Below are 25,463 nucleotides of genomic sequence, written 5' to 3' on the forward strand. Positions count from 1 at the left end.
GCCAGAAAACGCTTGCCCCGCCACGCCCGCCGGGGTGTCGGCAAGCGAGAGCCAGCGCATCGACCTTCAGCCCGAAGCACGCACGACGTCACCCTCGTCGCCGCCGACGCCCAGCGCCGAACCGCAATTCCCCTAGCCGTTTCCCATGTGTCGCTCCGTTCCGGCGCGGCCATTTCCCTTACGGAAGACCTCGCACGAATATGTCGGACACGCAGCAAACCGCTTACGAATAAACATGATTCTCATTCCAATTCCGCCCATCGTTTGCCGATAAGCCCGGCATCCGATGCGGACTTCCGGCATGTTCGCTACCCGCGAATCCGGCGGCAACCCATCTCGACACACGACAACAGGACACATCGCATCATGGCAAGGACTGGCCGCCATTTCACCGAAACCACCCGCCTGACCCGCTGCGCGGCGCTCGCCGCGCTCGCGTGCCTGTCGATCGCGGAGCCGGCATTCGCGCAGGAATCCGATCCGAAACCGAAGGAGCCGCAGAACACCACGGTGCTCGACACCATCAACGTGTCGGGCGACTGGCTCGGCAGCGGCCTGCAGAACAGCGTGAAGACCTTCGCGGGCGCGCGCACCGTGGTCAACCACCAGGCGATCGAGGACAGCGGCGCGTCGAGCATCGGCGACGTGCTGCGCCGCGTGCCGGGCGTGCAAGCCACCGACAACTCGGGTTCGGCCGGCAGCGCGATCTCGCTGAACATCGGCGTGCGCGGACTGACCGGTCGCTACGCGCCGCGCTCGACCATCCTCCTCGACGGCATTCCGCTGGCCTTCGCCCCCTATGGGCAGCCGCAGATGTCGTTCGCGCCGATCAGCCTGGGCAACATCCAGTCGATCGACGTGGTGCGCAGCGGCGGCTCGGTGCGTTACGGCCCGCAGAACGTGGGCGGCGTGATCAACTTCCGCACCCGCGACATCCCCAGCCAGCCGGGCCTGAGCGCCGACGCCACGATGCGCGAGAACATCTACACGCACGGCGGCGCGAGCACCCAGTACAGCACCTTCCTCGGCACCCAGATGGACAACGGCCTGGGCGTGGCCCTGCTGTACTCGGGCATGGCCGGCCGCGACTGGCGCGTGGGCAGCGACGAGAGCGTCAACGACCTGCAGCTGAAATGGCGCTACGAGCTGACGCCGAGCTCCGAGCTGTACGGCAAGTTCTCCTACTACGACGTCAAATCGCATACGCCGGGCGGCCTGACGGTGGCGCAGTTCAATGCCGACCCGTTCCAGAACACCCGGCCGACCGACTTCTGGTACGGCGACCGCAAGGGTTTCGACATCGGCTACCTGAACACCATCTCGGCGAACCAGGAATTCGAGATCCGCACCTTCTACAACGACAGCTACCGCACCAGCTCGCTGATCAACGCGGCGCGCACGCAGTTGCAGGACCAGCCGCGCACCTACTCGGTCTATGGGATCGAACCGCGCTTCACCCAGCGCCTCTCGCTGGGCCCGACCACCCATGACGTGACGGTCGGCTATCGCTACATCCGCGAGCGCGGCACCGACAACAGCTTCAACCAGTCGATCCTGACCGGCATCCTGACCAGCCCGACGCGCTTCGACAACTCGACCGACGCGCACGCCGTCTACATCGACGACAAGATCGCCTTCGGCCGCTGGCGCCTGACGCCGGGGATCCGCTACGAGCACATCGAGTCGGTGCGCCGCGACGACATCCTGAACCAGAGCTTCGGCTCGAAGAACAACAAGCCGCTGCCGGCGGTGAGCCTGTCCTACCTGCTGACGCCGGCGCTGACGCTGTTTACCGACTACAGCACCTCGTTCGGCCCGGTGCAGAACCTGCAGTTGAACTCGCAGTCGGCCAACAACCCGCTGCAGCCGGAAACCGCCAAGACCTTCGAGGTGGGCGCGCGCTGGACCAGCCGGCAGATCCACGCCGAGGTGAGCGCCTTCAACATGCGCTTCGACAACCAGATCCAGCAGGTGGTCGGCGTGGTGCCGGCCACCTTCCAGAACATCGGCGCGACCCATCACCAGGGCGTGGAAACCGCCTTCGACTACGCGTTCGCCGACGACGGCCCGCTGCGCGGCCTGGACGCCTACGTCAACTTCACCTACACCAAGGCGGTGCAGGAGTCGGGCCAGTTCGCCGGCCGCGACGTGCCGTTCTACTCGCGCTTCACGGATACCATCGGCGCGCGCTACAAGACCGGCGCCTGGACCTTCAACGTCTCGAGCACGCACCAGAGCGCGCAGTATTCGGATACCGCGAACACGGTGGCCGAATCGGCGGACGGCAGCGTCGGCCGCGTGCCGGGCTTCCGCGTCTGGAACCTGCAGGCCGACTGGAAGATCCCGAAGATGAAGGGCAGCACGCTGACGGCGGGCATCAACAACGTCGGCGACGCGCGCTACTACACACGCAACGTCGACGGCAACGCGGGCCGCATGGTCGGCGCGCCGCGCACCGTCTACGTGCAGGGGCACTTCGTCTACTGAGCGGGCTCGGCCAGGGCAGCCGGTCCTGCCCGCTCATCAGGCAAACGGGGCACCGGGGGCGCACGCACTTGCCGTGTCGCGCCCTCGGTGCCCCGTCCCGTTCCAGGCGGCGCCCGCGCGCCGCCTCATGTCTTCAAGCGCGCGCGTTCAGACGTGCGCGCCGAACCAGGCCAACTGCTTCGCGATGCTGTGCTCGAAGTGCTGACCGTCGTACATGTCGTAATGGCCGGCGCCGGCCTCGACGAACAGCTCCTTGACGCTCGCGCCCACCGCCTCGTGGAGCGCGGTGCCCTGCTCCGGCGGGTTCACGCCGTCCTCGCCCGCCACCACCACCAGCACCGGGCACGCCACGCGCGCCGCGGCCTCGGCCGGCTTGTAGTTCAGCATCTCGTGCACGGTCAGGAACGGGATCTTGATGTCCATCTCCGGATGACGCGCGCGCGCCTCCACCACGAAGGCCTTCGACTGCTCGTCGGTCAGCACCTTGGTGATCGCGACGAACATCTCGCGGCCGGTGGCGGCCTTCTTCTCGCGCATGCGCTCCAGCGTCGAGACGAAGGCCTGCTTCTCCTCCTCGCTCATGCTGCGCGTGACCACCTGCTCGCCGTCGGCGAAGCTCAGCTGACTCACCACCGCCTTGACCGCGGGATCGGCCGCGGCCGCCGCCAGCACGTGGCCGCCGCCCAGCGAGGTGCCCCACAGGCCGATGCGCGCCGCGTCGATGCCGGGCAGCGCCTTGACGAATTCGAGCACGGTGGCGATGTCCTCGATCTGCATGGCCGGCACCAGGCGGCCCTGCTCGCCGCCGCTCGCGCCGAAACCGCGATAGTCGAAGGTGACGGCCGCGTAACCGGCCGCCACGAAGGCTTCGGCGAAGCGCGGCAGCAGCAGTTCCTGGATGCCGCAGAAGCCGTGGCAGAGCACGATGACGGGCAGCGCGCCGGCGGCATCGGGACGGCGCAGCGTGATCGCGATGTCGTTGGCGGTTCGATGGGTGGTGATATCCATGGGATCGGGGCTGGGAGTGGATGGACGGAAGTCCGCGAGCCGGCGCGAGACCCGGATCGACATGCGGCACGCATGGTCCGATCCCGATGGCAGGCTGGGCCTGCGCTCGACGCCGCCGGACGGCGGCGCCCATGATACAAGAGCCGCGTGCTTCGCGCGCGGCGTGGGCTCCGTCGTTTCGCGCCAGCGGCGCGGGATTCGCGCGCGGCGCCGGGCGCCCGCCGGGGCTCGATCGGCGCCGCGCTCAGGCCGTATCGCGCAGCGGTCCGCCCTGCGCCGCTTCCCGCGCCTCACGCCCCGGCAGCATCCTCAGCAGGATGCCGTCACGATCGACGAAATGATGCTTGAGCGCGGCCAGCACATGCAGCGCGATCACCGCGCCGGCGCTCCAGGCGAAGGCGCGGTGGATCCACATCCAGAGGTCGTAGCTGGCCTTGTCGACGGGCACCAGCGGCGGCAGGTTGACGATCCCGAGCAGGGGCACCGGGTGCCCCGCCACCGAACTCCAGATCCAGCCCGACAGCGGCGTGGCGATCATCGCGCCGGCATAGAGCAGCAGGTGCACGCCGCCGGCTAGCCGCCGCATCGGCGGCGAGATGCTCGCGGGCAGCGCCGGATAGGCGCGCCGGCGCCAGATGCGATAGACGATGCGCGTCGCCACCAGGAACAGCACGGTCGAGGCGATCGCCTTGTGCACCAGCAGCGGCGTGCCCCCGCGCGGCGCATCCCCGCGCAGGTGCGCCGAGCCGAAGCCGATGCACCAGACCGTCACGATGATGGCCGCCATCAGCCAGTGGAACCGCCGAGCGCCGCGCGGATAACGCGCCGCCGGCCCGGCATCGCCGTTGCCGTTGCCGTTGCCGTTGCCGTTGCCGTGAAGTTGAGCCATGTTTTCGCCTCCTATATAATCGCCACGCGCAATAATTGATTTTGCAAACAGATGGGCGGACGCCTTGCCGACGCCCTTCATCCCCGCACGCCAGGCTCGCCGACATGCCCGATATCGATCACTACCGATTCACCGAAGCCTTCCCCTACCTGCTCGCCAAGGTCGGGGTTCGCATGGAGCAGCTGTTCTCCGCCGAGCTGCGCGAGGTCGGCCTGACCCTGCCGATGTACCGCGTGATGGCCGCCCTGCGCGAGCAGGAAGACCAGCGCCTGATCGATCTCGCCGAGATGGTGTCGAGCGAGCTGTCGACGCTCTCGCGGCTGGTCGGCAAGATGATCACGATGCGTCACGTGACCCGCAAACGCCTCAGCGACGACGGCCGCACCGTCTGCATCTCGCTGACCGCCTCCGGGCGCGCGCTGGTCGAGCGCTGGATCCCGCGCGCGATCCATTACGAGAAGCTCGCCACGGCCGGGCTCGACAGCGCCCAGCTCAAGCAGTTGAAGCTGCTGATGGACCACATCTTCGCGAACCTGCACAGCGACGCGGCGACGGCGCCGCGGGTCGAACCGGAACCCGCGCCGGCCCGATCGCGCGCGGCGGCGGCGCGCAAGATGCGCCGCTGAGCCACTCGCTTCCTCGCGCCCCGGGCGAGCCTGGTCGCGCTCGCCCTGCCCCCCCGTCCGGCGCACCGCGCCTTGCCGCGCGCCGTGTCGATACGCTAGACCGCGTAGGTCTGCGTGATCTGCTTGCGCTCGATGAAATCCTCGAGCGAAGCCACGCCGCCCAGCCGTCCCAGCCCGCTCGACTTGTAGCCGCCCTCCTCGAACTCGACGGCGATGTTGGCCCAGCCGTTGATCGACACGAAGCCGGCCTCGAGCCGCCGCGACACGCGCACCGGCCGGTCCACGTCGCGACTCCACACGCAGGCGCTCAGGCCGTATTCGCTGTGGTTGGCCAACGCGATCGCCTCCGCCTCGGTATCGAACACCTGCAGGGTCTGCACCGGGCCGAACACTTCCTGCTGCGCGATCGCCAGCGCGGGATCGTCGATCTCGAGCAGCGCCGGCCGATAGAAATTGCCCTCGGAGAGCGGCGCCTCGGTGACGATTCCGCCGCGCACGATGGCCTTCGCGCCGGCCGCCAGCGCGGCCTCCACCATCGCGTCGATGCGGCCCAGCGAGGCACGGTCGATCAAGGGCCCCATGTCGCTGGCGGGATCGGCGGCCGGGCCCGGCCGGACCGCGCGCAGCCGCGCCGCCAGCCCCTCGCGCACGCGCTCGGCGATGCCGCGCTGAACCAGGATCCGGCTGCCGCACATGCAGAACTGCCCGGCGAACACCGTCGAGGACTTCTCCAGCACCGGCAGCAGCGCATCGAGATCGGCATCGTCGAACACCAGGTGCGGCGTCTTCCCGCCCAGCTCGAGGCCGACCCGCTTGAGCTGCGCGGCGGCGGCCAGCGCGATCGCGCGGCCCGTGCCGGTGCTGCCGGTGAAGCTGACCGTCTTCACCAGCGGCGAATCCACCAGGCGCTTCGCGCCGGCCGCGCCCGACTCGATGAAGAGATTGACCGCGCCCCTGGGCAGGTCCGGCACCGAGGCGAGGATCTCGCTCATCAGCGCCGCGGTCTGCGCGGCCTGCATCGGCATCTTGATCGCCGCCGTGCAGCCGGCCGCCAGCGCCGGCGCGAGCGCGCGGATCGACAGGTAGGCCGGCGAATTCCAGGGGATGATCAAGCCGGCCACGCCGATCGGCTGCACGATGCTCATGCCCTGGAAGCCGGGGCGCGGGTCCATCACGCGCCCGAAGTTCTGCAGCGCGAGGCCGGCCGCGAAACGCAGCCCGCGCAGGATCAGCCCCGCCTCGAAACCGGCCTCGTGGCGCAGCTTGCCGTTCTCGCGGCAGAGCGTGGCCACCACCTCCTCGCGGCGTGCCTCGTAGGCATCGGCCAGGCGCATCAGCGCCACCGCGCGGCGCTGCGGATCGGCGGTCCAGCTGTCGTCCCCGAAGGCGCGCGCGGCCGCCGCGATGGCCAGCTCGGCCTCCTCGGCGCCGCCATCGTGATAGCGGCCGATGATGCGGCCCGTGGCCGGGTCGACGCTGTCGCCCGTGCGCGCCGAGCGCAGCCACTCGCCGTCGATCCAGTGCCGCGCCTCGATCGGTGCCGCGGCGCCCTGTTCACTATCCTTCTGCATCAGTCCACTCCTTGCCTGTTCCCATCGATGCGAGGCATCTTACATAGCAATCGCAATACTTGCAATTGCAAACAAATGCACGCGATTCGAGCCCGGATTGCGTGCCTCATGAAACTTCCTCAGAAGCGTTGCCGCAAGCCCACGCGCACCACCACCTGCTTGTCGGTGGCCGACGGCGTGAAGCCGCCGATGGTGGCCACCGCCGGCTGGCCGAGCGAATCGCGGCCGCTGGCACGCTGCAGGATCGCCAGCAGGTAGACGTCGGTGCGCGTCGAGAACGCGTAGTCGGCCACCGCGTCGAGCTGCAGGTAGCGCGCGCCGCCGTCGCCGTCGACCGAATTGCGTCGCGTGTAGTCGAAGGCAATGCCGGTCTGCAGGGCCGGCGTGATCAGTGTGCGCACGCCGAGCTCGGCGCTGGTGAACACCGCGTTGCCGGTATAACCGAGCGGATTCGGGCCCGAGGCCGAGCCCAGCGAATCGAAGCGGGTGCGAGTCAGCACGCCGCCCACGGTGGTGCGCCCGAAGCCGTAGCTGCCGCCCAGTCCCATGATCTCCAGCGTATTGGCCGAGGCATAACCAGCGAAGGCGGGAAACGATTCGGGCGTGGTCACCGAGCCGGCCGAGCCGATGTTGTTGATCGTGGCGAGCCCCTTGTTCGGGGTATTGCCGTAGAACGACACGTTCGGATTGCGCGCGTTGAGGTAGCCCGCGCCGAAGCCGAAGCCGCCATGCTCGTAGCTCGCGCCGAGCGACCAGACCTGGTTCTGCCCGCCCGCGCCGGGCACGCCGCCGAAGCTGTAGAGCCCGCTCACGCGCAGCCCGCCCAACACCGGCGTGACGTACTTGACGGCATTGTTGATGCGGTACAGCAGCCCGAGGTCGTCGATGTCGCCGACGTGCGAGGCCATCCAGCCGGCCCAGGACGGCGCCGAGAAACGCTGGATCGAGTCGAGCAGCGTGTCGTACTGGCGCCCGAAGGTGAGCGTGCCCAGCCGCGTGGAGGCCAGGCCGACGAAGGCCTGCCGCCCGAACTCCGCGCCGCCTTGCGTGAGCGTGCCGTTGTTGACCGTGAAGCCGTTCTCCAGCGTGAAGATCGTCTTCAGGCCGCCGCCCAGGTCCTCGCTGCCGCGAAAGCCCCAGCGGCTACCCGACAAGCCCGCCGTCAGGCCGTCCTGGAACGACACCTGGCCGGCCCCGGTCGGGCGCCCGCCCGGCCTCGCGGTCTGCACGTCGTTCGCGTAGGACACCCCCGCGTCGATGATCCCGTACAGCGTCACGCTGCTCTGCGCGTGCGCGCAGACAGCTCCCAGCGCGGCCAGGCCGCCCAGAATGCAATGCTTCATGACCTATCGTCTCCAATTTCATAATAATTAGTTCTCTTTATCGTCACGATCGTGCTGCTGCGGCTACCAGGTGGGTGGCGGTCTCCTTGGTCTTGGTGGCGGGATGACGGGCGGCAGGCGCGCGTCGCCGGGGTTCAGCCTTCCTCGCGCTTGAGCACGAAGGGCCGATCGGTTTTCCAGAACGGGCCCGAGAACCCGTAGGCGGCCGCGGCGCCGGCATCGTCGACGCGCTCGAACTCGCCGACCAGGCTCTGCTTCACGCCGAACACCGTGTCCTCGGCGAGGTAGGGGCAATCCGGCGAGAAGATGTGCGTGATCACGGTCTCGAAGCCGGGCGCCTGAATCATGAAATGGATATGCGCGGCGCGATTCGGATGGCGCCCCAGCGTGGCCAGCAGCTTGCCGACCGGGCCGTCGTCGGGAATCGGGTAGTCGCGCGGGCGCACGCTGCGGAACCAGAAGCCGCCCTCGGCATCGCTCTCGAACTTGCCGCGCAGGTTGCCCTCGGGCTGCAGGCCCTTCTGCTGCACGTCGTAGTAGCCGTCGTCGTTGGTCTGCCAGACGTCGATGGTGGCGCCCGCCACCGGCCGGCCCTCGGTATCGCTCACGCTGCCGGTCACCACCAGCGGCTCGCCCTTGCCGTCCAGGCAGAGATTGCTGCCTGCCGGCAGCACCGGCAGGCCCTCCACGAAGAACGGGCCGAGGATGGTGTTCTCGGTGGCGTTGCCGGGCCGCCGGTGATTGATCGCGTCGACCAGCATCGACACGCCGAGCACGTCCGACAGCAGGATGAACTCCTGGCGCCAGTCGCTACACATCTGGCCGGTTTCGGTCAGGAAGCGGATCGCCGCGTACCACTCCTCGTGGGTCGGCTCGATCTCCTTCACGGCCGCATGCAGGTGGCGCACGATCGCGGCGGCCATCTGCGCGGTGCGCGGCGCCACGTCGGGCCCGATCCGCGCATTGACGATCTCGGCCGAGTCCTGTTCGGAAAACAGCGGGTAGCTTCGTTGTGGGGTGTCGCTCATGGTGCGTGTTCCTTGCTTCAGGCCGCGACAGCCGGCGCCGCGCCCTGCCAGGCACGTTCCAGCAGGCTCCGCAGCCCGGCCGCCTCGGGCGGCCGCGGGTTCCAGTAGGGATTGGCGAGCGCCAGTTCGACCGCGCGCGCGATGCCGGCCTCCGGCATGCCGATCGCGCCCAGGCCGCGCGGCGCGCCGATCGCCAGGTTCAGATCATGCAGCGCCAGGCAGGCATCGTCCACCTCGAGCGCCGCCGCGAGGCGCGCCATCACGTCCGGGACGGCCGGCGCGTTGTAGGCGAGCGCGTGCGGCAACACCAGCGCGTGCGTCTGCGCATGCGGCAGCTCGAAGCTGCCGCCCAGCACGTGGCAGAGCTTGTGGTGCAGCGCCATGCCGACCGAGCCCAGGCAGACGCCGGCCAGCCACGCGCCGTAGAGCGCGTCGGCGCGCGCGGCGCGGTTGGCGGGATCGGCATGGATCGCCGGCAGCGCCCTGGCCAGGGCTCGCACGCTGTCCAGCGCGAGCGCATGGATCACCGGGTTCGCATCACGCGCGTAGAGTGCCTCCACCGCATGCGCGATCGCGTTCATGCCGCTCATCCCCGACATCTCGACGCCCAGGCCCAGCGTCAGGTCGACGTCGTAGATCACGCATTCGGGCAGGATGCGCGGGCTGCGCCGGGTGGTCTTGATGCCGTTCTCGGTCTCGCCGAGGATCGGCGTCATCTCCGAGCCCGCGTAGGTGGTCGGCAGGATGATCTGCGGCAGGTCGGTGCGCAGGGCGAGCGCCTTCGCGAGACCGGTGGTCGAGCCGCCGCCGATCGCGATCAGCCCGTCGATCTGGCGCGCCTCGACCAGCGCGAGCGCCTCGGCCGTCACCGCCACCGGCGTGTGCATGCGCGCGCCGTCGAAACGCGCGGCATCGCGTGCGCCGAGCAGCCCGGCCAGTTCCTCGGCCACCTCGGCATGCGGCGGCCCATACATCAGCAAGGCGCGCGAGATGCCGAGCCGCTCGACCGCCTCGCCGAGCCGGGCGCGCGTGCCGTGCCCGAAATGCACCCGGGCCGGCAGCGCTTCGTAGGTGAACGGCAGGCAGGTGTTGACGGCCGCGTAGGGAATCGGATTCATCGCTTCGATCCAGTCAAGGTGGCGCGCATCCGGCTCAACGCCCGAGCTTCAGCAGCCGCTGGGCATTGCCGCGGCCGATCTTGATGCGATCGTTCTCGCTGATCGAGGCATGGTCGAACCAGTCGGCCGCGTGATCCATGTTCTCGAAGGGCCAGTCGGCCGAGAACAGGATGCGGTCCGAACCGATCTCGAGCATCGCGTCGATCAGCGTCTGGGTGCGGAAATTGCCCGAGGTGGTGAGCCAGAAGTTGTTGCGGAAATACTCGGCGATCGGCTTCTCGGCCGGGTAGTTCGGCTTGGCCGAAACCCAGGCGTTGCGATTGTCCACGCGCCACATGCTGTAGGGCAGGCCCTCGCCCATGTGCCCGAGGATGATCTGCAGGCGCGGATGCGCGTCGAACAGGCCCGAGCCCATCAGGCGCAAGGCGTGCACCGCGGTTTCCTGCCCGAAGGCCCAGGTCGGCCCCATCAGCCACGAGTGGCCGTCGTAGATCGGCGCGCGGCCCGCCAGCGGATTGCGCGGATGCAGGTAGAACGGCACCTCGAGCGCTTCCAGCGCGGCCCAGAACGGACGATAGCGCGGCAGGTCGTAATAGAGCTCGGCACCGTCCTCGGCCTCGCTGAAGCCATTGACCAGCGCGCCGACGAAACCGAGCTCGCGCACGCAGCGCTCGGCCTCGCGGATGGCCTGCTCGGGCGCCTGCATCGGCAGGGCCGCGAAGGCGCGGAAGCGATCCGGGCGGCGCGCCACCTGCTCGGCCAGGTAGTCGTTGGCGCGGCGTGCCAGCTCGACGGCCTGGCGCGGATCGCGGATCGCCTGCACGGCCGGCGCGTTCAGCGACAGCACCATCAGCTCGATGCCGGCGCGATCCATCTCGGCGAGGCGCCGCTCCTGGATGTCGAGCAGGCGGCCGCGCAGTTCCACCCAGTCGTCGGGCGGCACGAAGCCGGCCGAATCCTCGATGGTCTCGGCGATGGCGAAATGCTCCTCGAGCGCGATCTTCTTCACATTGCTGAACGTCATGCCAATCTCCAGTGTCAGGCAGTCGGGGCGAGGCCCGTTCAAGGCACGGGCTCGCGGTTCGGTACATCGCTCAGTCGTGCAGACGAGCGGATGCGGGATAGGGGAAATTCATCTCGGTGCCATCAGTGCTCGACGGCGGCCTCGCGCGCGCCGTCGGCCGATGCCGCGTCCGGAGGTTCGGCGTCGCCCGGCCCGTCGCGCCGCCTCGCCAGGACGAGCGTCATCGCGCAGGAGGTCAGCGCGATCAGCGCCGAGGCCACGAACATCGCATGCGCCGAGCCGCCCAGCGCAACCAGCTGCCCCGCCGCCACCGGCCCGACGATCGAGCCCGCGCGGCCGATGCCGAGGCCCCAGCCGATGCCGGTGGCGCGGATGCGGGTGGGATAGACCGAGGCGGTCAGCGCATTGATGGCCGGCTGGCCGCCGACGATGCAGATGCCGCCGAGCAGCACCACCGCGAACAGGGCCGGCAGCGGCAGGCCCGGCTGGCCGATCAGCAGGATCGCCAGCGCCGCCGCGACGAAGCCCGGCACCAGCACGCGGAAATAACCGGCGCGGTCGATCAGCAGGCCCATGCCGATCGTGCCTAGCGTGCCGCCCACCTGCAGCAAGGTGCCGATCGCGAGCGCCACCGCGCGCGGCTGGCCCAGGTCGCTGACGATGGTCGGCAGCCAGTTCGAGAGGAAGAACAGGTTCAGCAGGTTGGCGAAGTTGAGGCCCCAGAGCAGCAGCGTGGCGCGGGCGCGACCGGCGCGGAACAGCTCGGCCACCGGCGCGCCGGCCGGCTTCGCGCCGCGCACCAGGTAATGCGCCTCGGCGAGCCGCGCGGCCGGCTCGTGCGGCACGATGCCCTTCACCAGGCGCGCGATGCGTTCGCGGCGCGCGCCGCGCAGCACCAGGAACTGCACCGACTCGGGCAGCATCGCGGCCATCAGCAGGCCGATCGCGAGCGATACCAGGCCGCCCGACAGGAACACGGCACGCCAACCCGCCAGCGGGATCAGCCAGCCCGCGATCAGCCCGCCGAACACGGCGCCGGCCGTGAAGCCGCAGGACACCAGCATCATCGTCGAGGCACGCCGGCGCACCGGGCAGTATTCGCTGACCAGCGCCATCGCATTGCCCATGATCGCGCCCACCCCGGCGCCGCTCAGCGCACGCAGCGCGAGCAGTTGCGCGAGCGTGCGCGCATGCGCGGTGCCCAGCATGCAGAGCCCGGCGAACAACATCGAGGCCACCAGCACCGGGCGCCGGCCGATCCGGTCGGCCAGCACGCTCAGCGCCAGCGAGCCGAGCAGCATGCCCACCAGGCTCGCCGAGAACACCGAGCCGAGCGCCACACGCGCGATGCCCCAGTCGCGCACCAGCTCCGGCGCGACGAAACCCATCGACTGCACGTCGAAACCGTCGATGATCATCGCCGCGCCGGCCAGCACGAACACACCGAGCTGGAAGCGGCCTATCGGGCTCGCGTCGATCAGGGCCGGGACGTCCAGCGTCGGCCCCTGGGCGAGGTGCTGCGGTGAAGTGGTGCTCATCGTGATCGGCATGCAGTGGCCGCGCGCGGCGGCGTTCGGGCGTGATCGTGACGGGCGCCGCCGGTTCGGCTCGCCCGAAATTTATTTGCAAACGCAAACATGCGTCGAAGTATATATTTGCTTTTGCAAGCAAACATAGGCGTTTACGCGGATATGGGGCGAACGGCAGTGCCGCCGGCCATCAGGCGGCAGCCATCGAAAGCGACAGGTGTCGCGATGCGCGACGAGGAAAACGCACGGACGGGAAGGAAGCCGATGAAGTTCGCCGCGTCATGCGCGGCGGCTCGGCAAGGAGAGCGGGACGGGAAAAATGACGGATGTGCGAATCGCGAGCGGTCGAATTTGCCTGGTCATTGGCGGCGAGATCCCGGCATGCGACGAACCGCGATTTCCGGCATCGCCGATGCCACCTCGATACGTGGCGCCGGGCTCAGCTCAACGCGTAGTCGAGCACCAGGGTGCCGCGTCCGGCGAAGCCCTTGATCAAGCCGCGCCGCGCGACTTCGCGAAACGCGGCATACACGGTGTTCGGATGAAACCCCAGCGAATCGGCAATGGCCTGCTGGCTCGGCAGGCGATCGCCGGGACGGAACAGCCCGGCGCGAATCGCCTCCTCGATCTGGTCGGCGATGGCGAAGGCCACATGGCCGCGAATCCGTGAAAAGTCGGGGCGCCAGTCCTGCGCGAGACGCGGCGCGCGCGATTCGCTCGCGCGGCCGACTGCGGTTTCGATGAATCCTTGCATGCGATATCCACCTAGTGTGAGAGCCCTTTCACGCCGGCAGGCAATGGAGCGCGATCTCGTGCCGCGCTGACGCCGATCCGGCGGTGCAGCGATTTTGACATCAAACCCCGGCCGGACTCCAGCCTCGCGATCGCTCGCGTGACATTGCACCATGCATTCGACGATTCGAGCATTCGCGCGATCCGATTTCGTTTTGCTTCGCTGCACAATAATCGATCGGTTCGCCGGCAATGAAACGATGCCAGGCGCGATTCGCAACGATCCCCTCCTTCGTCCCGCCTGAAGCGCCCTCCCCGCGCATCTCCCGACCTGTTTAAATTTCGCCGTAAACCCTTTCCGCGATAGGATGAATCGCCGCCTGACCGTTTGGAATTCGCTGTCCATTTACTTGAAAGACGCTACGCATCATAGTTTCGCGAAACAAGTTCCAGCAAATAACACGCAGCGCGTACCGACGGAGACATCGATGCTACGCACGCAAACAAGGGGCCAATCGGGCGAGACTCGCCCGTCATTCCCGCCGGAACGAACAGCGCGCACGAGGCGCATCGCGTTCGTCCCTTCGCCGATACGGCATTCATATCCGCATTTTCACGGATGCGTCGCCACGAGCCGCGCAACCCGCATCCGCTTCACGCATTCGTAATTCCGGACGTCGCGGCCGGCGCCCTGGTGGTGCCGGCCGCGCGCCCGAACCTCGTCGATCGAACCGCCGCATCCGACGGGCCAGGCAAGGCCCGCGCCCCGATCGACGTCGAGACACCGGGAATCACCAACAAGGAGGGGGTATGTTCCGCAACACCAAGCCGCGCATGGCGCTGCTGTCCTGTTTCGCGCTCGCGATGCCGTTCTTCGCCGGATGTGGCGGCGGCGACGGCGGCGATCCACCGGCCGCGATCCAGGTCCCGCAATGCTCGGGCAGCAGCTGCCCGGCAAGCGGCTCGACTACCCAGCCGAGCACCCCCAACGCACTCTGCCCCAGCACGCTCGACTACTCGACCGTCTATACCGGCGGCTCGGGCAGCGGCGAATACGTGAGGGTCCGCTTCGATACCACCAAGCTGACCTACCAGATGGACTTCATCCTGTCCTCGGTGCCGGTCAGCGCCGGGCAGATCAACAACACGCGCGCCGGCCAGACCATCACCGGCACCTTCCATCGCGCCACCAACCTGCCGACCGCCGCGCAGAACCAGTGCGCCTTCGTGCTCGACAACGGCGCCTCCGCCGACGGCTCGTATTCGATCACCGTCAATCCGGCCGACGCGCCCACGCTGTTCGTCGGCAACGGCGTGGTGGGCGGCGGGATTCCCGGCGCGACCATCGCCTTCCCCGGGATCACGCTCGCGCCCGGCATCACGCTCGGCTCGGTGCCCTCGCGCAGCTTCGATTTCTTCCCCTACATCGGCTTCACCGATACCGAGACCGATTTCACCAAGGTGGCCGGCAACTACAACGAGCTGGGCATCCATCTCTCGCCGACCGGCACGGGGTACCAGACGGCGCAACCGCAAGGCTGGCAGCCGGACGTGATCAACTGGAACGAGACCCTGAACGCGGACGGCTCCTGCTCGATCACGGCCGGCAGCGACTACTCCTGCCATACGACCGGCACGCCGTGGACGCTGCGCACCAACGCCGACGGCTCCGCCGACAACGTGTTCGTCAGCAAGCCGACCTCGGCCGGCGCCGCCTATACCAGCGCAGGACAAGGCCAGCCGATCGTGCTGCTCGCGCCGAGCCAGGCGCAGGGGATCATGATCGTCGGCAAGCTGCGCGGCGCGCTGATCCCGATCGTGATCCGGGTTGGTTATGCCTCGACGCCGCCGGGTGATCTGCTCGACACGGTCGCCGACGCGGAAATCGGCATCTCGGCGCTCGCCCCGGCCACGCCGATCGCCGCGAATTCGCTGACCGGCGGCTTCATCGGTGCGACCAGCGCCGCGGCCTGCGGGATCGTGGCCAACAATGGTCCGTCGTCCTCGCCGGCTGTCAGTTCCCCGGGCTTCGACGCGAGCAAGCCGCATCCGAACCTGCCGGGCGTGTATGCCAACGGTTCCTTCGATCCGTCGGCCGGCAACTGCCTGGACGGCACCGCGGTCTCGACCTACGGCGCGAACTACACGTCCACGCTGTTCAGCGGCGCCACGGCCGCCTTCGTCAACCCGCTGACCTCGCTGGCCTCGAGCACCTTCTCGCTCGACTACACGCAGGCCACGCCGGGCCTGGTGAAGGTCACCGCGCTGCAGGACTTCAACGCGGTCAACAGTACCGGCAACGTGGCGATCTTCAAGCAAGGCGCCACCGGCTGGGCGATCAAGGTCGGCGAGGTCTACGCGATGGTGGTGAACGACAGCCAGTTCAACCCGTTCTTCACGGTCGGCGCGTTCGTGCAGTAAGGCGGTATTCGAGGTATTCGCAGCAGCAGGCGCAGTAATCGGTACGGATCGGCGGCAGCACTCCTGCCGCCGCCGATCTGGCCGATGGCCGAATCGGTAGGATGCCTATCGATATGGAATCCTGAGAGAAGCGAGGGGGACGTCAGCGCGGGTGGCGCGCGGCGTACCAAGCGGCGCGTCACATCATGCATCGATCAAACGATGCGCCGCCATCCGGCAACGGGTATCGAGGCTCCGTTGCCGGCCATGCTGGACTGTTTCGACCGGGCGCGTCCGCGCGGACGCAAGCGGTTACCCGCGGAACGCGGGCGGTACGCCGCCCGACGTCCGCTCACCCAAGGCGGTTCGCCGCCATTCGTCAATTGAGGCACGCATCATGACTATTCGAAAAGTGGCTTCCCTTGTCGTCGCTCTGGCTGTTTCGTCGGCGCTGGCCGCGCCGGCATTGGCCGTCACGGTTTCTCGCGCTGACGGCAATCCGCTGAATCCCAACGGCGAGCCGTTCTCGGCCACCGGCGGCACCACGCTCACGAAGGGCTCGGTAACGGCGAACTGCACCGCCACGTTCAACGGCACGATCACGAGCACCGGGATCCTCACGATTACCTCGACGTCCTTCACCGGCGGCGGCCTGTGCGGGCTGATCCAGGGCAGCGCCACGAGCGCCACTCCGTGGACCGGCCAGGCCGACACGCCCACCCAGCTGACCATCAACAATGCCCAGGTCAGCGCCTCGCTGCTCGGTACCTGCGGCCCGAGCCAGGTCGTGACGGCATGGAACGATTCGGCCTCGTCGCTGACGTTCCAAAATGCCGTCTTGACGCCGAACTGCACGGTCACGGGCACGATCAATACGTCGCCGAAGTTCCACGTCCAATAAACCGCGACGCGCCGGGGCGCAGGGCCGCGCGCCGGAGCGAATCGTGGAATCGGGCAGGACCCGGCAGGATCGAACGGGGTGGTGTCGCGCGCACCACCCCGTTTTCTTTGCGACGGCGGAAGATGCGCGGAAAAGAAAAACCGATGCGCGGGCCGCTCAAGGCGGAAACATCATGAATGCGGCATGGAAGAAACCGCCGCGAATACAAATACCCGAAAGCAAAACGGGCCGGCACCCGGCCAGCCCGCATTTCCCTGCCGCTCAGTTGCGCGACGCCGCCGCGTTCACGGCAGGCTCGTGCGCCAGCTTGATCATCAGCGCGATCAATTCGACGAACTCGTCCTCGGGCAGGTGATCCGACCAGAACCGATAATCGCGCTCGCTCATCTCGAAGAAGCCCTGCCCCAGGGCGCGCACCTTGTCGACCACGCGATCGCGCGCCCCGGCGTCTTCCAGCCAGTCCGGCAAGGCGTCGCCGCGCTGCGGAAACCGGTCCCCGATCCTTTGCTTCAGTTTGTATCCCGTAATGCCTCTCATACCTGCCCCCGATTGTATTGTTGTCGGGCCGCTATCTCGCGGTTCATGCGGCCTTCGCGTCGCGCCGCCTCGCCGCCGGCCCGGGCGAAGCCGCGCGTCGAGCCGGGACGACTCGTCAGTAAAACCATCGAAGTTCGTTCACGCAATCGTTGCACCTTGGGAATTTGACCTGAATCAAGCAGATTTATGCTGATTGACGGTCGGGCGCGGCGGAACTTGAGAGGCGCCGGTGAAATCGCCGAGAACGCCATTGCTGACTGGCGCGATGGGCAATGGCGGCATGGCGGAATCGCCTGCCGATACCATTCGTTTCACTGGATCATTTTGTGATGGCCATCAGAAAAACTGAAGGCTCGAATAAAAAATACTCGCTTGGGCGGCCGAGGCGATTCTGGGATAGTGCCTGTCATATTGCCGCCGCATAAGCACGCATCGAAAGCGGCATCGATCCGATCCCGAACCGATTTCCCAAGCAGGAGACCCGTCATGCCCGCCCACTCGCCGCTCGACGCAGCCGAATCCCTCGCCGTCGAGGGCAGCCTAGCCGCCCTCGCGCAGGCCAAGGCCGCCACGCCCTACCAGGCAGTGCTGCAGAACCCGACCTGCGCGCTTGCCACCAACGCGGGCGAACGCCCCGACGTGGCGAGCAGCGCGATCCTCGGCTACAACTGAGCGAGCCGGCCCGGCCGGGTTCTCAGTCGGGGTAGTTGGCGTCCACCTCGAAGTGCGCGAGCTTGAGGATCGTGCGCAGCGTGCGCGGGTGGATGTCGCGGCCGCCGGCCAGCGAGCCGAGGATGAAGTCGAGCGCGCGGCCGTAGCGATAGAGCGCGAGCCAGCTCTCGGTATCGCCGGGTTGGGCGTGCAGGTGCTCGGCCACGCGCAGCATGCTGGTCGACAGGGCGCGCGCCATGTCGAGTTCGATGCGTTGCTTCTCGCCCCATTCGGCCGGTTGCGGCTGCGTCAGCAGTTTCGCCAGGAAGGCCTGGAATTGCGCGTCGGATTGGTTCGGGCAGGTATCCATGTTTCGTTCCGTCAGGCGTTGCCGGACCGCTCGGCGGCCCGTATGTCGTTGATGACGGCTTTTCAGCAGAATTCGTACCAGCTCCGGCGAATCTTTACCGCCTCGCGTTCGATCGGCGTGAAAGCCAGCCCCGATAAGGCCCTGCGGGATCCCCGCGGTTTCCCGCGATGCGTTTGCGCGCCGCGCGCCCATGCCCGCGAGTGCGCGATGTGTCACCGATGTAACGTGACATGCTCGACCCGGCACGTCACGCGGCAACACTTCTCAAGTTTTGTTTACACTGCGCGCGGCCCAGAAAGGCCGGGCTATAATCCGCGCCATGCGACTGCTCCGCACCCTTTTCATCCTGCTGCTTTGCGCGACGCTGCCCCTGAGCGGGCTGGCGGCGAGCGGGCTGACGGGCGCCTGCCCGATGATGCAGGCAGGGATGGGGGCGGACGGCACGAGCGCCATGCCGGAAATGGGCGGCATGCCGGGCATGTCGGCCAGCGCCGTGAACGACATGGCCGCGATGGCCGGCTGCGACGACATGAAACCGGCGCCGGCCGGCCAGCACAAGGCCGGCGGACATCTCTGCAAGATGTCGGCGCAATGCCAGTTCGGCAATCTCTATCACCCGCCCCTGCGCGCCAACCTCAGCCGGCCCGCCTCGCTGACCCAGCCGCTGCGCTTCCACTACACCGAATCGCTGGTGGTGCGCGACCCGAACGGCCTGTGGCGCCCTCCACGTCTCGTCTGATCCCGCAATGACCGGTTCACCGCCTGCGCGGTGAGTGTCGTCCCGTCCACGGGACACGGAATCCGTTCGCGATTCCGCTGTTGGGGTTAGATCATGTCCTTCCATACCGGCGCGCCGTCGATGCGGCGCGCCTTCTCGCGCGCGCCCGCCCTGGCGGCCGTCGCGCTGTTCGCGGCTGCCGCCCAGGCGCAGACGCCCGCTTCCGCCGGACCGGCCGCCGATGCGGCCGCCAATCCGGTAATCCATCCGGGAAACAGCGCTCGCGCCAAACCGGCGACCGATCTGGTTGTTGACGCTGGCGCCAATTCGGCAACCAACCCGGCTGCCGGCGCTGCTTCCAATCCAGTAACCCACGCGGCAACCAGCGCTGCTGCCGATCCGTTGACCAACCCGGCCATCGACATGGCCGCCGACCCGGCAACCCGCCCGGCCGCCAGCGCCGCCGCCCTCGCGCCGCCGCCCTTCACGCTCGAGGCCGCGCTGCAATCGGCGGCCGAGCGCTCGGCCGCCATGCAGGCCGCCCAGGCCTCGGTGCGCGCCAGCGGCGAGGCCGCCGTCAAGGCCGGCCAGCTTCCCGACCCGACGCTGAAGGCCGGCGTCGACAACCTGCCCGTCACGGGCGGCCAGCGTTACACGATCGGCCAGGACTTCATGACGATGCGGCGCATCGGCATCGAGCAGCAATGGGTTTCGCGCGACAAGCGCCGGCTGCGCACGGCGCTGGCCGACCAGCGCACCGGCCGCGAACGCGCCGGCTACCTGATGGAGCTGGCGACGGTCCGCCAACAGACCGCCACGGCCTGGCTCGACGCCGCCTACGCCAAAGCGGCGCTGGCCTTGCGCGAGCAGCTCGCCGCGCGCATGGACGAGGAACTGGCGGCGACGCGCGCCGCCTATCGCGGCGGCGTGAAATCCGGCGGTGCCGCCGACGTGGTGGCCGCCCAGGCCCTGCAGGCGCAGGCACGCGACCAGGTGCTGGCCGCCCGCCAGGCGCTGCAAAGCGCGCTGATCGCGCTGTCGCGCTGGACCGCGCGCCCGGTCGGCGACGTGGCCGGCGCGCCGCCCGCGCCCGAGTCCTACGTGTCCTCGCTGCCGCCCGAGGCACTGCGGCTGGCGCAGCCGACGCTGATCGCCGCCTCCGACGACATCGCCGTGGCCGAGGCCGATACGGCCGTCGCCACCAGCGAGCGCAAGCCCGACTGGACCTGGGAGATCGCCTACCAGCAGCGCGGCGGCGCCTACTCGAACATGGTGTCGATCGGCGTGTCGATCCCGCTGCCGATCAACCGCCGCGACCGCCAGGATCGCGACGTGGCCGAGAAGGCCGAGCTGGCCAGCAAGGCGCGGCTCGGCTACGAGGACACCGAACGACAGGTCGAGGCCGACATCCGCAACGATTCGGCCGTGCTGAGCAGCGGCCGCGAACGCATCGCCGAGCTGCGCGCGGCCCTGCTGCCGGCCGCCGCGCAGCGCGTACAACTGGCCGACGCCGCCTATCGCGCCGGCACCGGCTCGCTGGCCGACAGCTTCGCGGCCCGGCGCGCGCAGCTCGATGCCGAGCTGCAGGTGCTCGACCTGCAACGCGAGGTATCGCGCACCTGGGCCCGGCTCGAATACCAGGTGGTGCCGTCCACCCTGGCCGCCGCGCAATGAGGGAGCCCATCATGACGATCCGTTCCCTTTCCCTGCGCGCGGCGCTCGCGCTGATCGCCGGCGCGGCCCTGCTCGGCGCCGGCTACCTGGCCGGCAGCCGCCATCGCGACGGCGGCGATTCGATGGCCGCTGCCGCGACACCTTCGGCCGGCGGCGCGCCCGCCCCGCGCAAGGTGCTCTACTGGCACGACCCGATGGTGCCGAACCAGCACTTCGACAAACCCGGCAAGTCGCCCTTCATGGACATGCAGCTGCAGCCCGTCTATGCCGACGGCGACGACGGCGCGCCCGGCGCGCAGCCGGGCATCCGCATCGACGCCGGCCTGCAGCAGGACCTCGGGATCCGCTACGCGAAGGTCCAGCGCCGCGAGACCCGCGACGGCATCGACGCGATCGGCACCACCCAGTTCGACGAATCGCGCGCCGAGGTCGTGCAGTCTCGCGTGACCGGCTACATCGACCGTCTCTACGCGAACGCGCCGCAGCAGCGCATCGCCAAGGGCGCGCCGGTGGCCTCGCTGTTCGTGCCGGACTGGCTCGCGCCGCAGGAGGAATACCTGGCGCTGCGCCGCGGCTCGGGCGGTGCCGGCGGCTCGGGCAGCCCCGCCGATGCCGCGCTGCTCGACGCGGCGCGCGCTCGGATGCGGGCGCTGTCGATCCCCGACGCGCTGGTGGCCGCGGCCGAGCGCAGCGGTCGCGCGCAGACCCACCTCACGCTGGCCGCGCCCGACAGCGGCGTGGTGAGCGAGCTGGACCTGCGCGAAGGCGCGATGGTCGCGCCGGGCCAGACCATCGCGAAGATCAACGGACTCTCGACGCTGTGGCTGCTGGTCGAGATCCCCGAGGCGCTGGCGCTGCGCGTGCGGCCCGGCATGACCGTCGACGCGACGCCCGCCGCCGATGCCTCGCGCCACATCCAGGGCCGCCTGCGCGAGATCCTGCCCGGCATCGACACCGGCAGCCGCACCCTGCAGGCGCGTGTCGAGCTCGACAACCGCTCGCTGGCGCTCACCCCCGGCATGCTGATGCGGGTGCGCGTCGACGGCGGCGCGACGCGCTCGCGGCTGGTGGTGCCGTCCGAGGCGGTGATCGTCACCGGCAAGCGCAGCGTGGTGATCGTGCACGATGCCGACGGCAAGCTGCGCCCGGCCACCGTCAGCGTCGGCCGCGACCTGGGCGACTTCACCGAGGTGCTCGACGGCCTCGGCGAAGGCGAGACGGTGGTGGCCTCGGGTCAGTTCCTGATCGACTCGGAAGCCAGCCTGAAATCGGTGCTGCCGCGTCTCGAGCACGATGCCGCGAGTCGCGAGGCAGGGGGTGAAGCACGCAACGGCCCCGGCGCGATGGACGCCTCGTCCCGGGCGGCGACTTCATCGATGTCGTCGATGCCGGCATCCCCCGCATCCGCCGCCGACGCGGCCGGCCTCTACGAGACCACCGGCCGCATCGAGCACATCGACGCGCAGGGCATCACGCTCTCGCACCAGCCGGTCCCCGCGCTCGGCTGGCCGGCGATGACCATGAGCTTCGAGAAACCCTCGCCCGGCGCCTTCGCCGACGCGAAGGTCGGCCAGACCGTGCGCTTCGCGTTCCGCCATGCCGGCGAGGGCTACCGCCTGAGCGCCGTCGAACCGAGCGGAGGCCCGCAATGATCGCGCACCTGATCCGCTGGTCGATCCGCCATCGCCTGCTGGTGTTGCTGGCCACGTTGCTGCTGGCGGCCTGGGGCCTGCAGTCGCTGCGCGAGACGCCGCTCGACGCGTTGCCGGACCTGTCCGACACGCAGGTCATCATCAAGGTCTCCTATCCCGGCCAGGCGCCGCAACTGATCGAGGACCAGGTCACCTACCCGCTCACCACCACCCTGCTCGGCGTGCCGGGGGCGAAGACGATCCGCGCCTATTCCTCGTTCGGCGACGCCTTCGTCTACGTGCTGTTCGACGACAAGACCGATCCCTACTGGGCGCGCTCGCGCGTGCTCGAATCGCTCAACCAGGTGCAGGGCCGCCTGCCGCCCGGCGCGACGGTCACGCTCGGCCCCGACGCGACCGGGGTGGGCTGGGTCTACGAATACGCGCTGGTCGACCGCAGCGGCCGGCACGACCTCGGGCAGCTGCGCGCGCTCAACGACTGGTTCCTGCGCTTCGAGCTGAAGACCGTGCCCGACGTGTCGGAGGTGGCGAGCCTGGGCGGCATGGTGCGCCAGTACCAGGTGGTGCTGGACCCGGACCGGATGCGCGCCTACGGCGTCACGCAGGCGATGGTGACCGACGCGCTGGCGCGGGCCAACCGCGAGGCGGGCGGCTCGGTGGTGGAGATGGCCGAGTCGGAATACGTGGTGCATGCCTCGGGCTATCTGCGCACGCTCGACGATTTCCGCCAGGTGGTGCTGCGCACCAACGCGGCCGGCACGCCGCTGCTGCTCGGCGACGTGGCGCGCATCCAGATCGGCCCCGAGGCGCGGCGCGGCGTGGTCGAGCTCGACGGCCAGGGCGAGGTGGCCGGCGGCGTGGTGGTGATGCGCTCCGGCAAGAACGCGCTGAGCACCATCGAGGGCGTCAAGGCGAAGCTGGCGGAACTGAAGCGCTCGCTGCCGGCCGGCGTCGAGATCGTCACCACCTACGACCGCTCCGGCCTGATCGAGCGCGCCGTCGACAATCTCGAGGGCAAGCTGGTCGAGGAGTTCGTGATCGTCGCCCTGGTCTGCGCGCTGTTCCTGTTCCACCTGCGCAGCGCGCTGGTGGCGATCCTGTCGCTGCCGCTGGGCGTGCTGGCCGCCTTCATCGTGATGCGCCACCAGGGCATCAACGCGAACCTGATGTCGCTGGGCGGCATCGCGATCGCGATCGGCGCGATGATCGACGCGGCGATCGTGATGATCGAGAACGCCCACAAGCATCTGGAGGCGCACCAGCAGGCGCATCCGGGCGAGCCCTTGACGGCCGCGCGGCGCTGGGAGCTGATCGCGCACGCGGCCGCCGAGGTGGGCCCGGCGCTGTTCTTCTCGCTGCTGATCATCACGCTCTCGTTCGTGCCGGTGTTCACGCTGGAAGGCCAGGAAGGCAGGCTGTTCGCGCCGCTCGCCTATACCAAGACCTACACCATCGCCGCCGCGGCCGGGCTGTCGGTGACCCTGGTGCCGGTGCTGATGGGCTACCTGATCCGCGGGCGCATTCCGCCGGAGCACGCCAACCCGATCAACCGCTGGCTGACCCGGCTCTACGCGCCGCTGATCGCGGCCACGCTGCGGCGGCCCTGGGTCGCGATCGGCCTGGCCGCGGCGGCGCTGCTGCTGACGGCGATCCCGCTCAGCCGCCTGGGCGGCGAGTTCATGCCGCCGCTCGACGAGGGCGACCTGCTCTACATGCCCACCGCGCTGCCCGGCATCTCGGTCGACAAGGCCGCCGAGCTGCTGCAGCAGACCGACCGGCTGATCCGCACCGTGCCCGAGGTCGAGACCGTGTTCGGCAAGTCGGGGCGCGCCGATTCGGCCACCGATCCGGCGCCGCTCGAGATGTTCGAGACCACCATCCGCTTCAAGCCGCGCAGCCAGTGGCGGCCCGGCATGACGCCGCGAAAGCTGGTGGACGAACTCGATCGCACGGTACGCGTGCCCGGGCTCTCGAACGTCTGGGTGCCGCCGATCCGCAACCGGCTCGACATGCTGTCCACCGGCATCAAGACGCCGGTGGGCGTGAAGATCACCGGGCCCGAGCTGGCCGGCATCGATCGCGTCGCGGCCCAGGTCGAGCAGGCCGTGAAGGGCGTGCCGGGCGTGAGCTCCGCGCTGGCCGAGCGCCTCAACGGCGGACGCTACATCGACGTCGACATCGACCGCCTGGCGGCCGCGCGCTACGGGCTGTCGGTGGCCGAGCTGCAGTCCTTCGTCACCACCGCGATCGGCGGCGAGAACGTCGGCGAGGTGATCGCGGGCCGCGAGCGCTACCCGATCTCGGTGCGCTACCCGCGCGAGGTGCGCGACTCGCTCGACGCGCTGCGGCAGTTGCCGGTGCTGACCGAACGCGGCGCGCAACTGCGGCTCGGCGACGTGGCGCGCCTGTCGATCGCCGACGGCCCGCCGATGATCCGCAGCGAGAACGCGCGCCTGGCCGGCTACGTCTACATCGACATCCGCGATACCGACCTGCGCTCGGCGGTGCTCGCGATGCAGCGCGCGGTGGCGCGGCAGGTGACGCTGCCGCCCGGTTACTCGATCGCCTGGTCCGGGCAGTTCGAGTACCTGGAGCGCGCCACCGCGAAGCTGCGCACCGTGGTGCCGGTCACCCTGGCGGTGATCTTCGTGCTGCTGTTGCTGACCTTCGGCTCGGCCGCCGACGCGGCGCTGCTGATGAGCACCGTGCCGTTCGCGCTGGTCGGCGGCTTCTGGCTGATCTGGCTGCTCGGCCATGCCGTGTCGGTGGCCACCGCGGTGGGCTTCATCGCGCTGGCCGGGGTGGCCGCCGAGTTCGGCGTGGTGATGCTGCTCTACCTGAAGGGCGCGCTGCAACGCCGGCTGGACGCCGGCGAGCCGCTCAGCGAGGCGCTGCTGGCCGAGGCGATCCGCGAGGGCGCGGTGCAGCGCGTGCGCCCCAAGGCCATGACGGTGGCGGTGGTGCTGGCCGGGCTGGTGCCGATCCTGCTCGGCCAGGGCACCGGCTCCGAGGTGATGCAGCGCATCGCCGCGCCGATGGTGGGCGGCATGATCACCGCGCCGCTGCTGTCGATGTTCGTGATTCCGGCCGCCTGGTTCCTGCTGCAACGCCGCCGCGTGCGGCGCGCGGCCCGGGCGCGCCATGACCTTTACCCAAGCTCGGGCACGTCCGTGCCCGTCATTTCCACCGGAGATAACCGATGAAC

General features: G+C 69.2%; 20 protein-coding genes. 9 read left to right on the top strand and 11 right to left on the bottom strand.

Translation table 11 applies throughout. The annotated features are described in order from the left end of the window. The first annotated feature begins 366 nt into the window (after positions 1 to 366). Positions 367 to 2,487 carry a TonB-dependent receptor family protein gene (locus FB600_RS02295; RefSeq protein ID WP_145756172.1) on the top strand — a complete coding sequence of 707 codons (2,121 nt, stop codon included), beginning with the start codon at positions 367 to 369 and terminating at the stop codon, positions 2,485 to 2,487. A 147-nt stretch (positions 2,488 to 2,634) separates the two neighbouring features. Here FB600_RS02295 and FB600_RS02300 read toward each other — a convergent pair whose 3' ends face one another. Together FB600_RS02300 and FB600_RS02305 are read right to left on the bottom strand one after the other, a co-directional pair. Next, positions 2,635 to 3,495: an alpha/beta hydrolase gene (locus tag FB600_RS02300; RefSeq protein ID WP_017919244.1), complete on the bottom strand. Its 861-nt coding sequence runs from the start codon at positions 3,493 to 3,495 to the stop codon at positions 2,635 to 2,637. A 244-nt stretch (positions 3,496 to 3,739) separates the two neighbouring features. Further along, positions 3,740 to 4,384 (bottom strand): cytochrome b, encoded by a 645-nt coding sequence (locus FB600_RS02305; protein ID WP_222432910.1) that lies wholly within the window; start codon positions 4,382 to 4,384, stop codon positions 3,740 to 3,742. Positions 4,385 to 4,488: 104 nt separating this feature from the next. Here FB600_RS02305 and FB600_RS02310 point away from each other — a divergent pair, with 104 nt between their 5' ends. Beyond that, complete coding sequence (locus tag FB600_RS02310) at positions 4,489 to 5,010, top strand: MarR family winged helix-turn-helix transcriptional regulator (RefSeq protein ID WP_145756173.1); 522 nt, start codon at positions 4,489 to 4,491, stop codon at positions 5,008 to 5,010. Positions 5,011 to 5,105: 95 nt separating this feature from the next. Here FB600_RS02310 and FB600_RS02315 read toward each other — a convergent pair whose 3' ends face one another. From FB600_RS02315 to FB600_RS37610, 7 genes are all read right to left on the bottom strand, one after another. Then, on the bottom strand, positions 5,106 to 6,581 hold the full coding sequence (locus FB600_RS02315; protein WP_145756174.1) for an aldehyde dehydrogenase family protein: 1,476 nt from the start codon (positions 6,579 to 6,581) through the stop codon (positions 5,106 to 5,108). Between the two features lie 119 nt (positions 6,582 to 6,700). After that, positions 6,701 to 7,924, bottom strand: coding sequence for a porin (locus FB600_RS02320; protein ID WP_098152717.1), 1,224 nt, complete (start codon positions 7,922 to 7,924; stop codon positions 6,701 to 6,703). Between the two features lie 134 nt (positions 7,925 to 8,058). Beyond that, positions 8,059 to 8,952: an intradiol ring-cleavage dioxygenase gene (locus FB600_RS02325; RefSeq protein WP_060006378.1), complete on the bottom strand. Its 894-nt coding sequence runs from the start codon at positions 8,950 to 8,952 to the stop codon at positions 8,059 to 8,061. Positions 8,953 to 8,969: 17 nt separating this feature from the next. Next, positions 8,970 to 10,070 carry a maleylacetate reductase gene (locus tag FB600_RS02330; protein WP_098183073.1) on the bottom strand — a complete coding sequence of 367 codons (1,101 nt, stop codon included), beginning with the start codon at positions 10,068 to 10,070 and terminating at the stop codon, positions 8,970 to 8,972. A 34-nt stretch (positions 10,071 to 10,104) separates the two neighbouring features. Continuing rightward, positions 10,105 to 11,094, bottom strand: a complete 990-nt coding sequence (locus tag FB600_RS02335) for an amidohydrolase family protein (protein ID WP_036037943.1) — start codon at positions 11,092 to 11,094, stop codon at positions 10,105 to 10,107. Between the two features lie 122 nt (positions 11,095 to 11,216). Next, positions 11,217 to 12,632, bottom strand: a complete 1,416-nt coding sequence (locus FB600_RS02340; protein ID WP_261383318.1) for an MFS transporter — start codon at positions 12,630 to 12,632, stop codon at positions 11,217 to 11,219. Positions 12,633 to 13,062: 430 nt separating this feature from the next. Beyond that, complete coding sequence (locus tag FB600_RS37610; RefSeq protein WP_227744045.1) at positions 13,063 to 13,635, bottom strand: GntR family transcriptional regulator; 573 nt, start codon at positions 13,633 to 13,635, stop codon at positions 13,063 to 13,065. A gap of 530 nt (positions 13,636 to 14,165) precedes the next feature. Between FB600_RS37610 and FB600_RS02350 the strand changes: the two genes are divergently transcribed. Both FB600_RS02350 and FB600_RS02355 read left to right on the top strand, forming a co-directional pair. After that, entirely contained in the window at positions 14,166 to 15,776 is a 1,611-nt protein-coding gene (locus tag FB600_RS02350) for a DUF2957 domain-containing protein (protein ID WP_036055890.1), read from the top strand. Positions 15,777 to 16,152: 376 nt separating this feature from the next. After that, positions 16,153 to 16,656 carry a hypothetical protein gene (locus FB600_RS02355; protein WP_013690633.1) on the top strand — a complete coding sequence of 168 codons (504 nt, stop codon included), beginning with the start codon at positions 16,153 to 16,155 and terminating at the stop codon, positions 16,654 to 16,656. A gap of 261 nt (positions 16,657 to 16,917) precedes the next feature. Here the strand turns inward: FB600_RS02355 and FB600_RS02360 are convergent, their stop codons facing one another. Beyond that, positions 16,918 to 17,124 carry a hypothetical protein gene (locus FB600_RS02360; protein WP_017919252.1) on the bottom strand — a complete coding sequence of 69 codons (207 nt, stop codon included), beginning with the start codon at positions 17,122 to 17,124 and terminating at the stop codon, positions 16,918 to 16,920. A gap of 555 nt (positions 17,125 to 17,679) precedes the next feature. Between FB600_RS02360 and FB600_RS02365 the strand changes: the two genes are divergently transcribed. Next, positions 17,680 to 17,865, top strand: a complete 186-nt coding sequence (locus FB600_RS02365; RefSeq protein ID WP_017919253.1) for a hypothetical protein — start codon at positions 17,680 to 17,682, stop codon at positions 17,863 to 17,865. 22 nt (positions 17,866 to 17,887) lie between these two features. On the opposite strand, the gene FB600_RS02370 is transcribed toward FB600_RS02365, so the two are convergent. Continuing rightward, positions 17,888 to 18,214 carry a hypothetical protein gene (locus FB600_RS02370; protein WP_013690634.1) on the bottom strand — a complete coding sequence of 109 codons (327 nt, stop codon included), beginning with the start codon at positions 18,212 to 18,214 and terminating at the stop codon, positions 17,888 to 17,890. A 319-nt stretch (positions 18,215 to 18,533) separates the two neighbouring features. Between FB600_RS02370 and FB600_RS02375 the strand changes: the two genes are divergently transcribed. From FB600_RS02375 to FB600_RS02390, 4 genes are all read left to right on the top strand, one after another. Continuing rightward, a complete protein-coding gene (locus tag FB600_RS02375) occupies positions 18,534 to 18,953 on the top strand; it encodes a hypothetical protein (protein ID WP_145756176.1) in 420 nt (139 codons plus the stop codon). A 402-nt stretch (positions 18,954 to 19,355) separates the two neighbouring features. Next, a complete protein-coding gene (locus FB600_RS02380; RefSeq protein ID WP_145756238.1) occupies positions 19,356 to 20,606 on the top strand; it encodes a TolC family protein in 1,251 nt (416 codons plus the stop codon). A gap of 11 nt (positions 20,607 to 20,617) precedes the next feature. Then, positions 20,618 to 22,258, top strand: a complete 1,641-nt coding sequence (locus FB600_RS02385) for an efflux RND transporter periplasmic adaptor subunit (protein ID WP_145756177.1) — start codon at positions 20,618 to 20,620, stop codon at positions 22,256 to 22,258. Then, positions 22,255 to 25,461, top strand: coding sequence for an efflux RND transporter permease subunit (locus FB600_RS02390; RefSeq protein WP_145756178.1), 3,207 nt, complete (start codon positions 22,255 to 22,257; stop codon positions 25,459 to 25,461). The genes FB600_RS02385 and FB600_RS02390 overlap by 4 nt, the downstream gene beginning before the upstream one ends. Positions 25,462 to 25,463 lie beyond the last annotated feature (2 nt).

This window comes from Burkholderia sp. SJZ089 (genome assembly GCF_007828315.1).
GTDB lineage: Bacteria > Pseudomonadota > Gammaproteobacteria > Burkholderiales > Burkholderiaceae > Burkholderia > Burkholderia gladioli.

Coding starts and splice junctions, on each gene's coding strand:
- FB600_RS02385 (WP_145756177.1), top strand. CDS start 20,618: ATGACGATCCGTTCCCTTTCCCTGCGCGCGGCGCTCGCGCTGATCGCC.
- FB600_RS02300 (WP_017919244.1), bottom strand. CDS start 3,495: ATGGATATCACCACCCATCGAACCGCCAACGACATCGCGATCACGCTG.
- FB600_RS02340 (WP_261383318.1), bottom strand. CDS start 12,632: ATGAGCACCACTTCACCGCAGCACCTCGCCCAGGGGCCGACGCTGGAC.
- FB600_RS02320 (WP_098152717.1), bottom strand. CDS start 7,924: ATGAAGCATTGCATTCTGGGCGGCCTGGCCGCGCTGGGAGCTGTCTGC.
- FB600_RS02375 (WP_145756176.1), top strand. CDS start 18,534: ATGCGACTGCTCCGCACCCTTTTCATCCTGCTGCTTTGCGCGACGCTG.
- FB600_RS02365 (WP_017919253.1), top strand. CDS start 17,680: ATGCCCGCCCACTCGCCGCTCGACGCAGCCGAATCCCTCGCCGTCGAG.
- FB600_RS02355 (WP_013690633.1), top strand. CDS start 16,153: ATGACTATTCGAAAAGTGGCTTCCCTTGTCGTCGCTCTGGCTGTTTCG.
- FB600_RS02350 (WP_036055890.1), top strand. CDS start 14,166: ATGTTCCGCAACACCAAGCCGCGCATGGCGCTGCTGTCCTGTTTCGCG.
- FB600_RS02330 (WP_098183073.1), bottom strand. CDS start 10,070: ATGAATCCGATTCCCTACGCGGCCGTCAACACCTGCCTGCCGTTCACC.
- FB600_RS02380 (WP_145756238.1), top strand. CDS start 19,356: ATGGCCGCCGACCCGGCAACCCGCCCGGCCGCCAGCGCCGCCGCCCTC.
- FB600_RS02315 (WP_145756174.1), bottom strand. CDS start 6,581: ATGCAGAAGGATAGTGAACAGGGCGCCGCGGCACCGATCGAGGCGCGG.
- FB600_RS02335 (WP_036037943.1), bottom strand. CDS start 11,094: ATGACGTTCAGCAATGTGAAGAAGATCGCGCTCGAGGAGCATTTCGCC.
- FB600_RS02325 (WP_060006378.1), bottom strand. CDS start 8,952: ATGAGCGACACCCCACAACGAAGCTACCCGCTGTTTTCCGAACAGGAC.
- FB600_RS02370 (WP_013690634.1), bottom strand. CDS start 18,214: ATGGATACCTGCCCGAACCAATCCGACGCGCAATTCCAGGCCTTCCTG.
- FB600_RS02305 (WP_222432910.1), bottom strand. CDS start 4,384: ATGGCTCAACTTCACGGCAACGGCAACGGCAACGGCAACGGCAACGGC.
- FB600_RS02295 (WP_145756172.1), top strand. CDS start 367: ATGGCAAGGACTGGCCGCCATTTCACCGAAACCACCCGCCTGACCCGC.
- FB600_RS02310 (WP_145756173.1), top strand. CDS start 4,489: ATGCCCGATATCGATCACTACCGATTCACCGAAGCCTTCCCCTACCTG.
- FB600_RS02390 (WP_145756178.1), top strand. CDS start 22,255: ATGATCGCGCACCTGATCCGCTGGTCGATCCGCCATCGCCTGCTGGTG.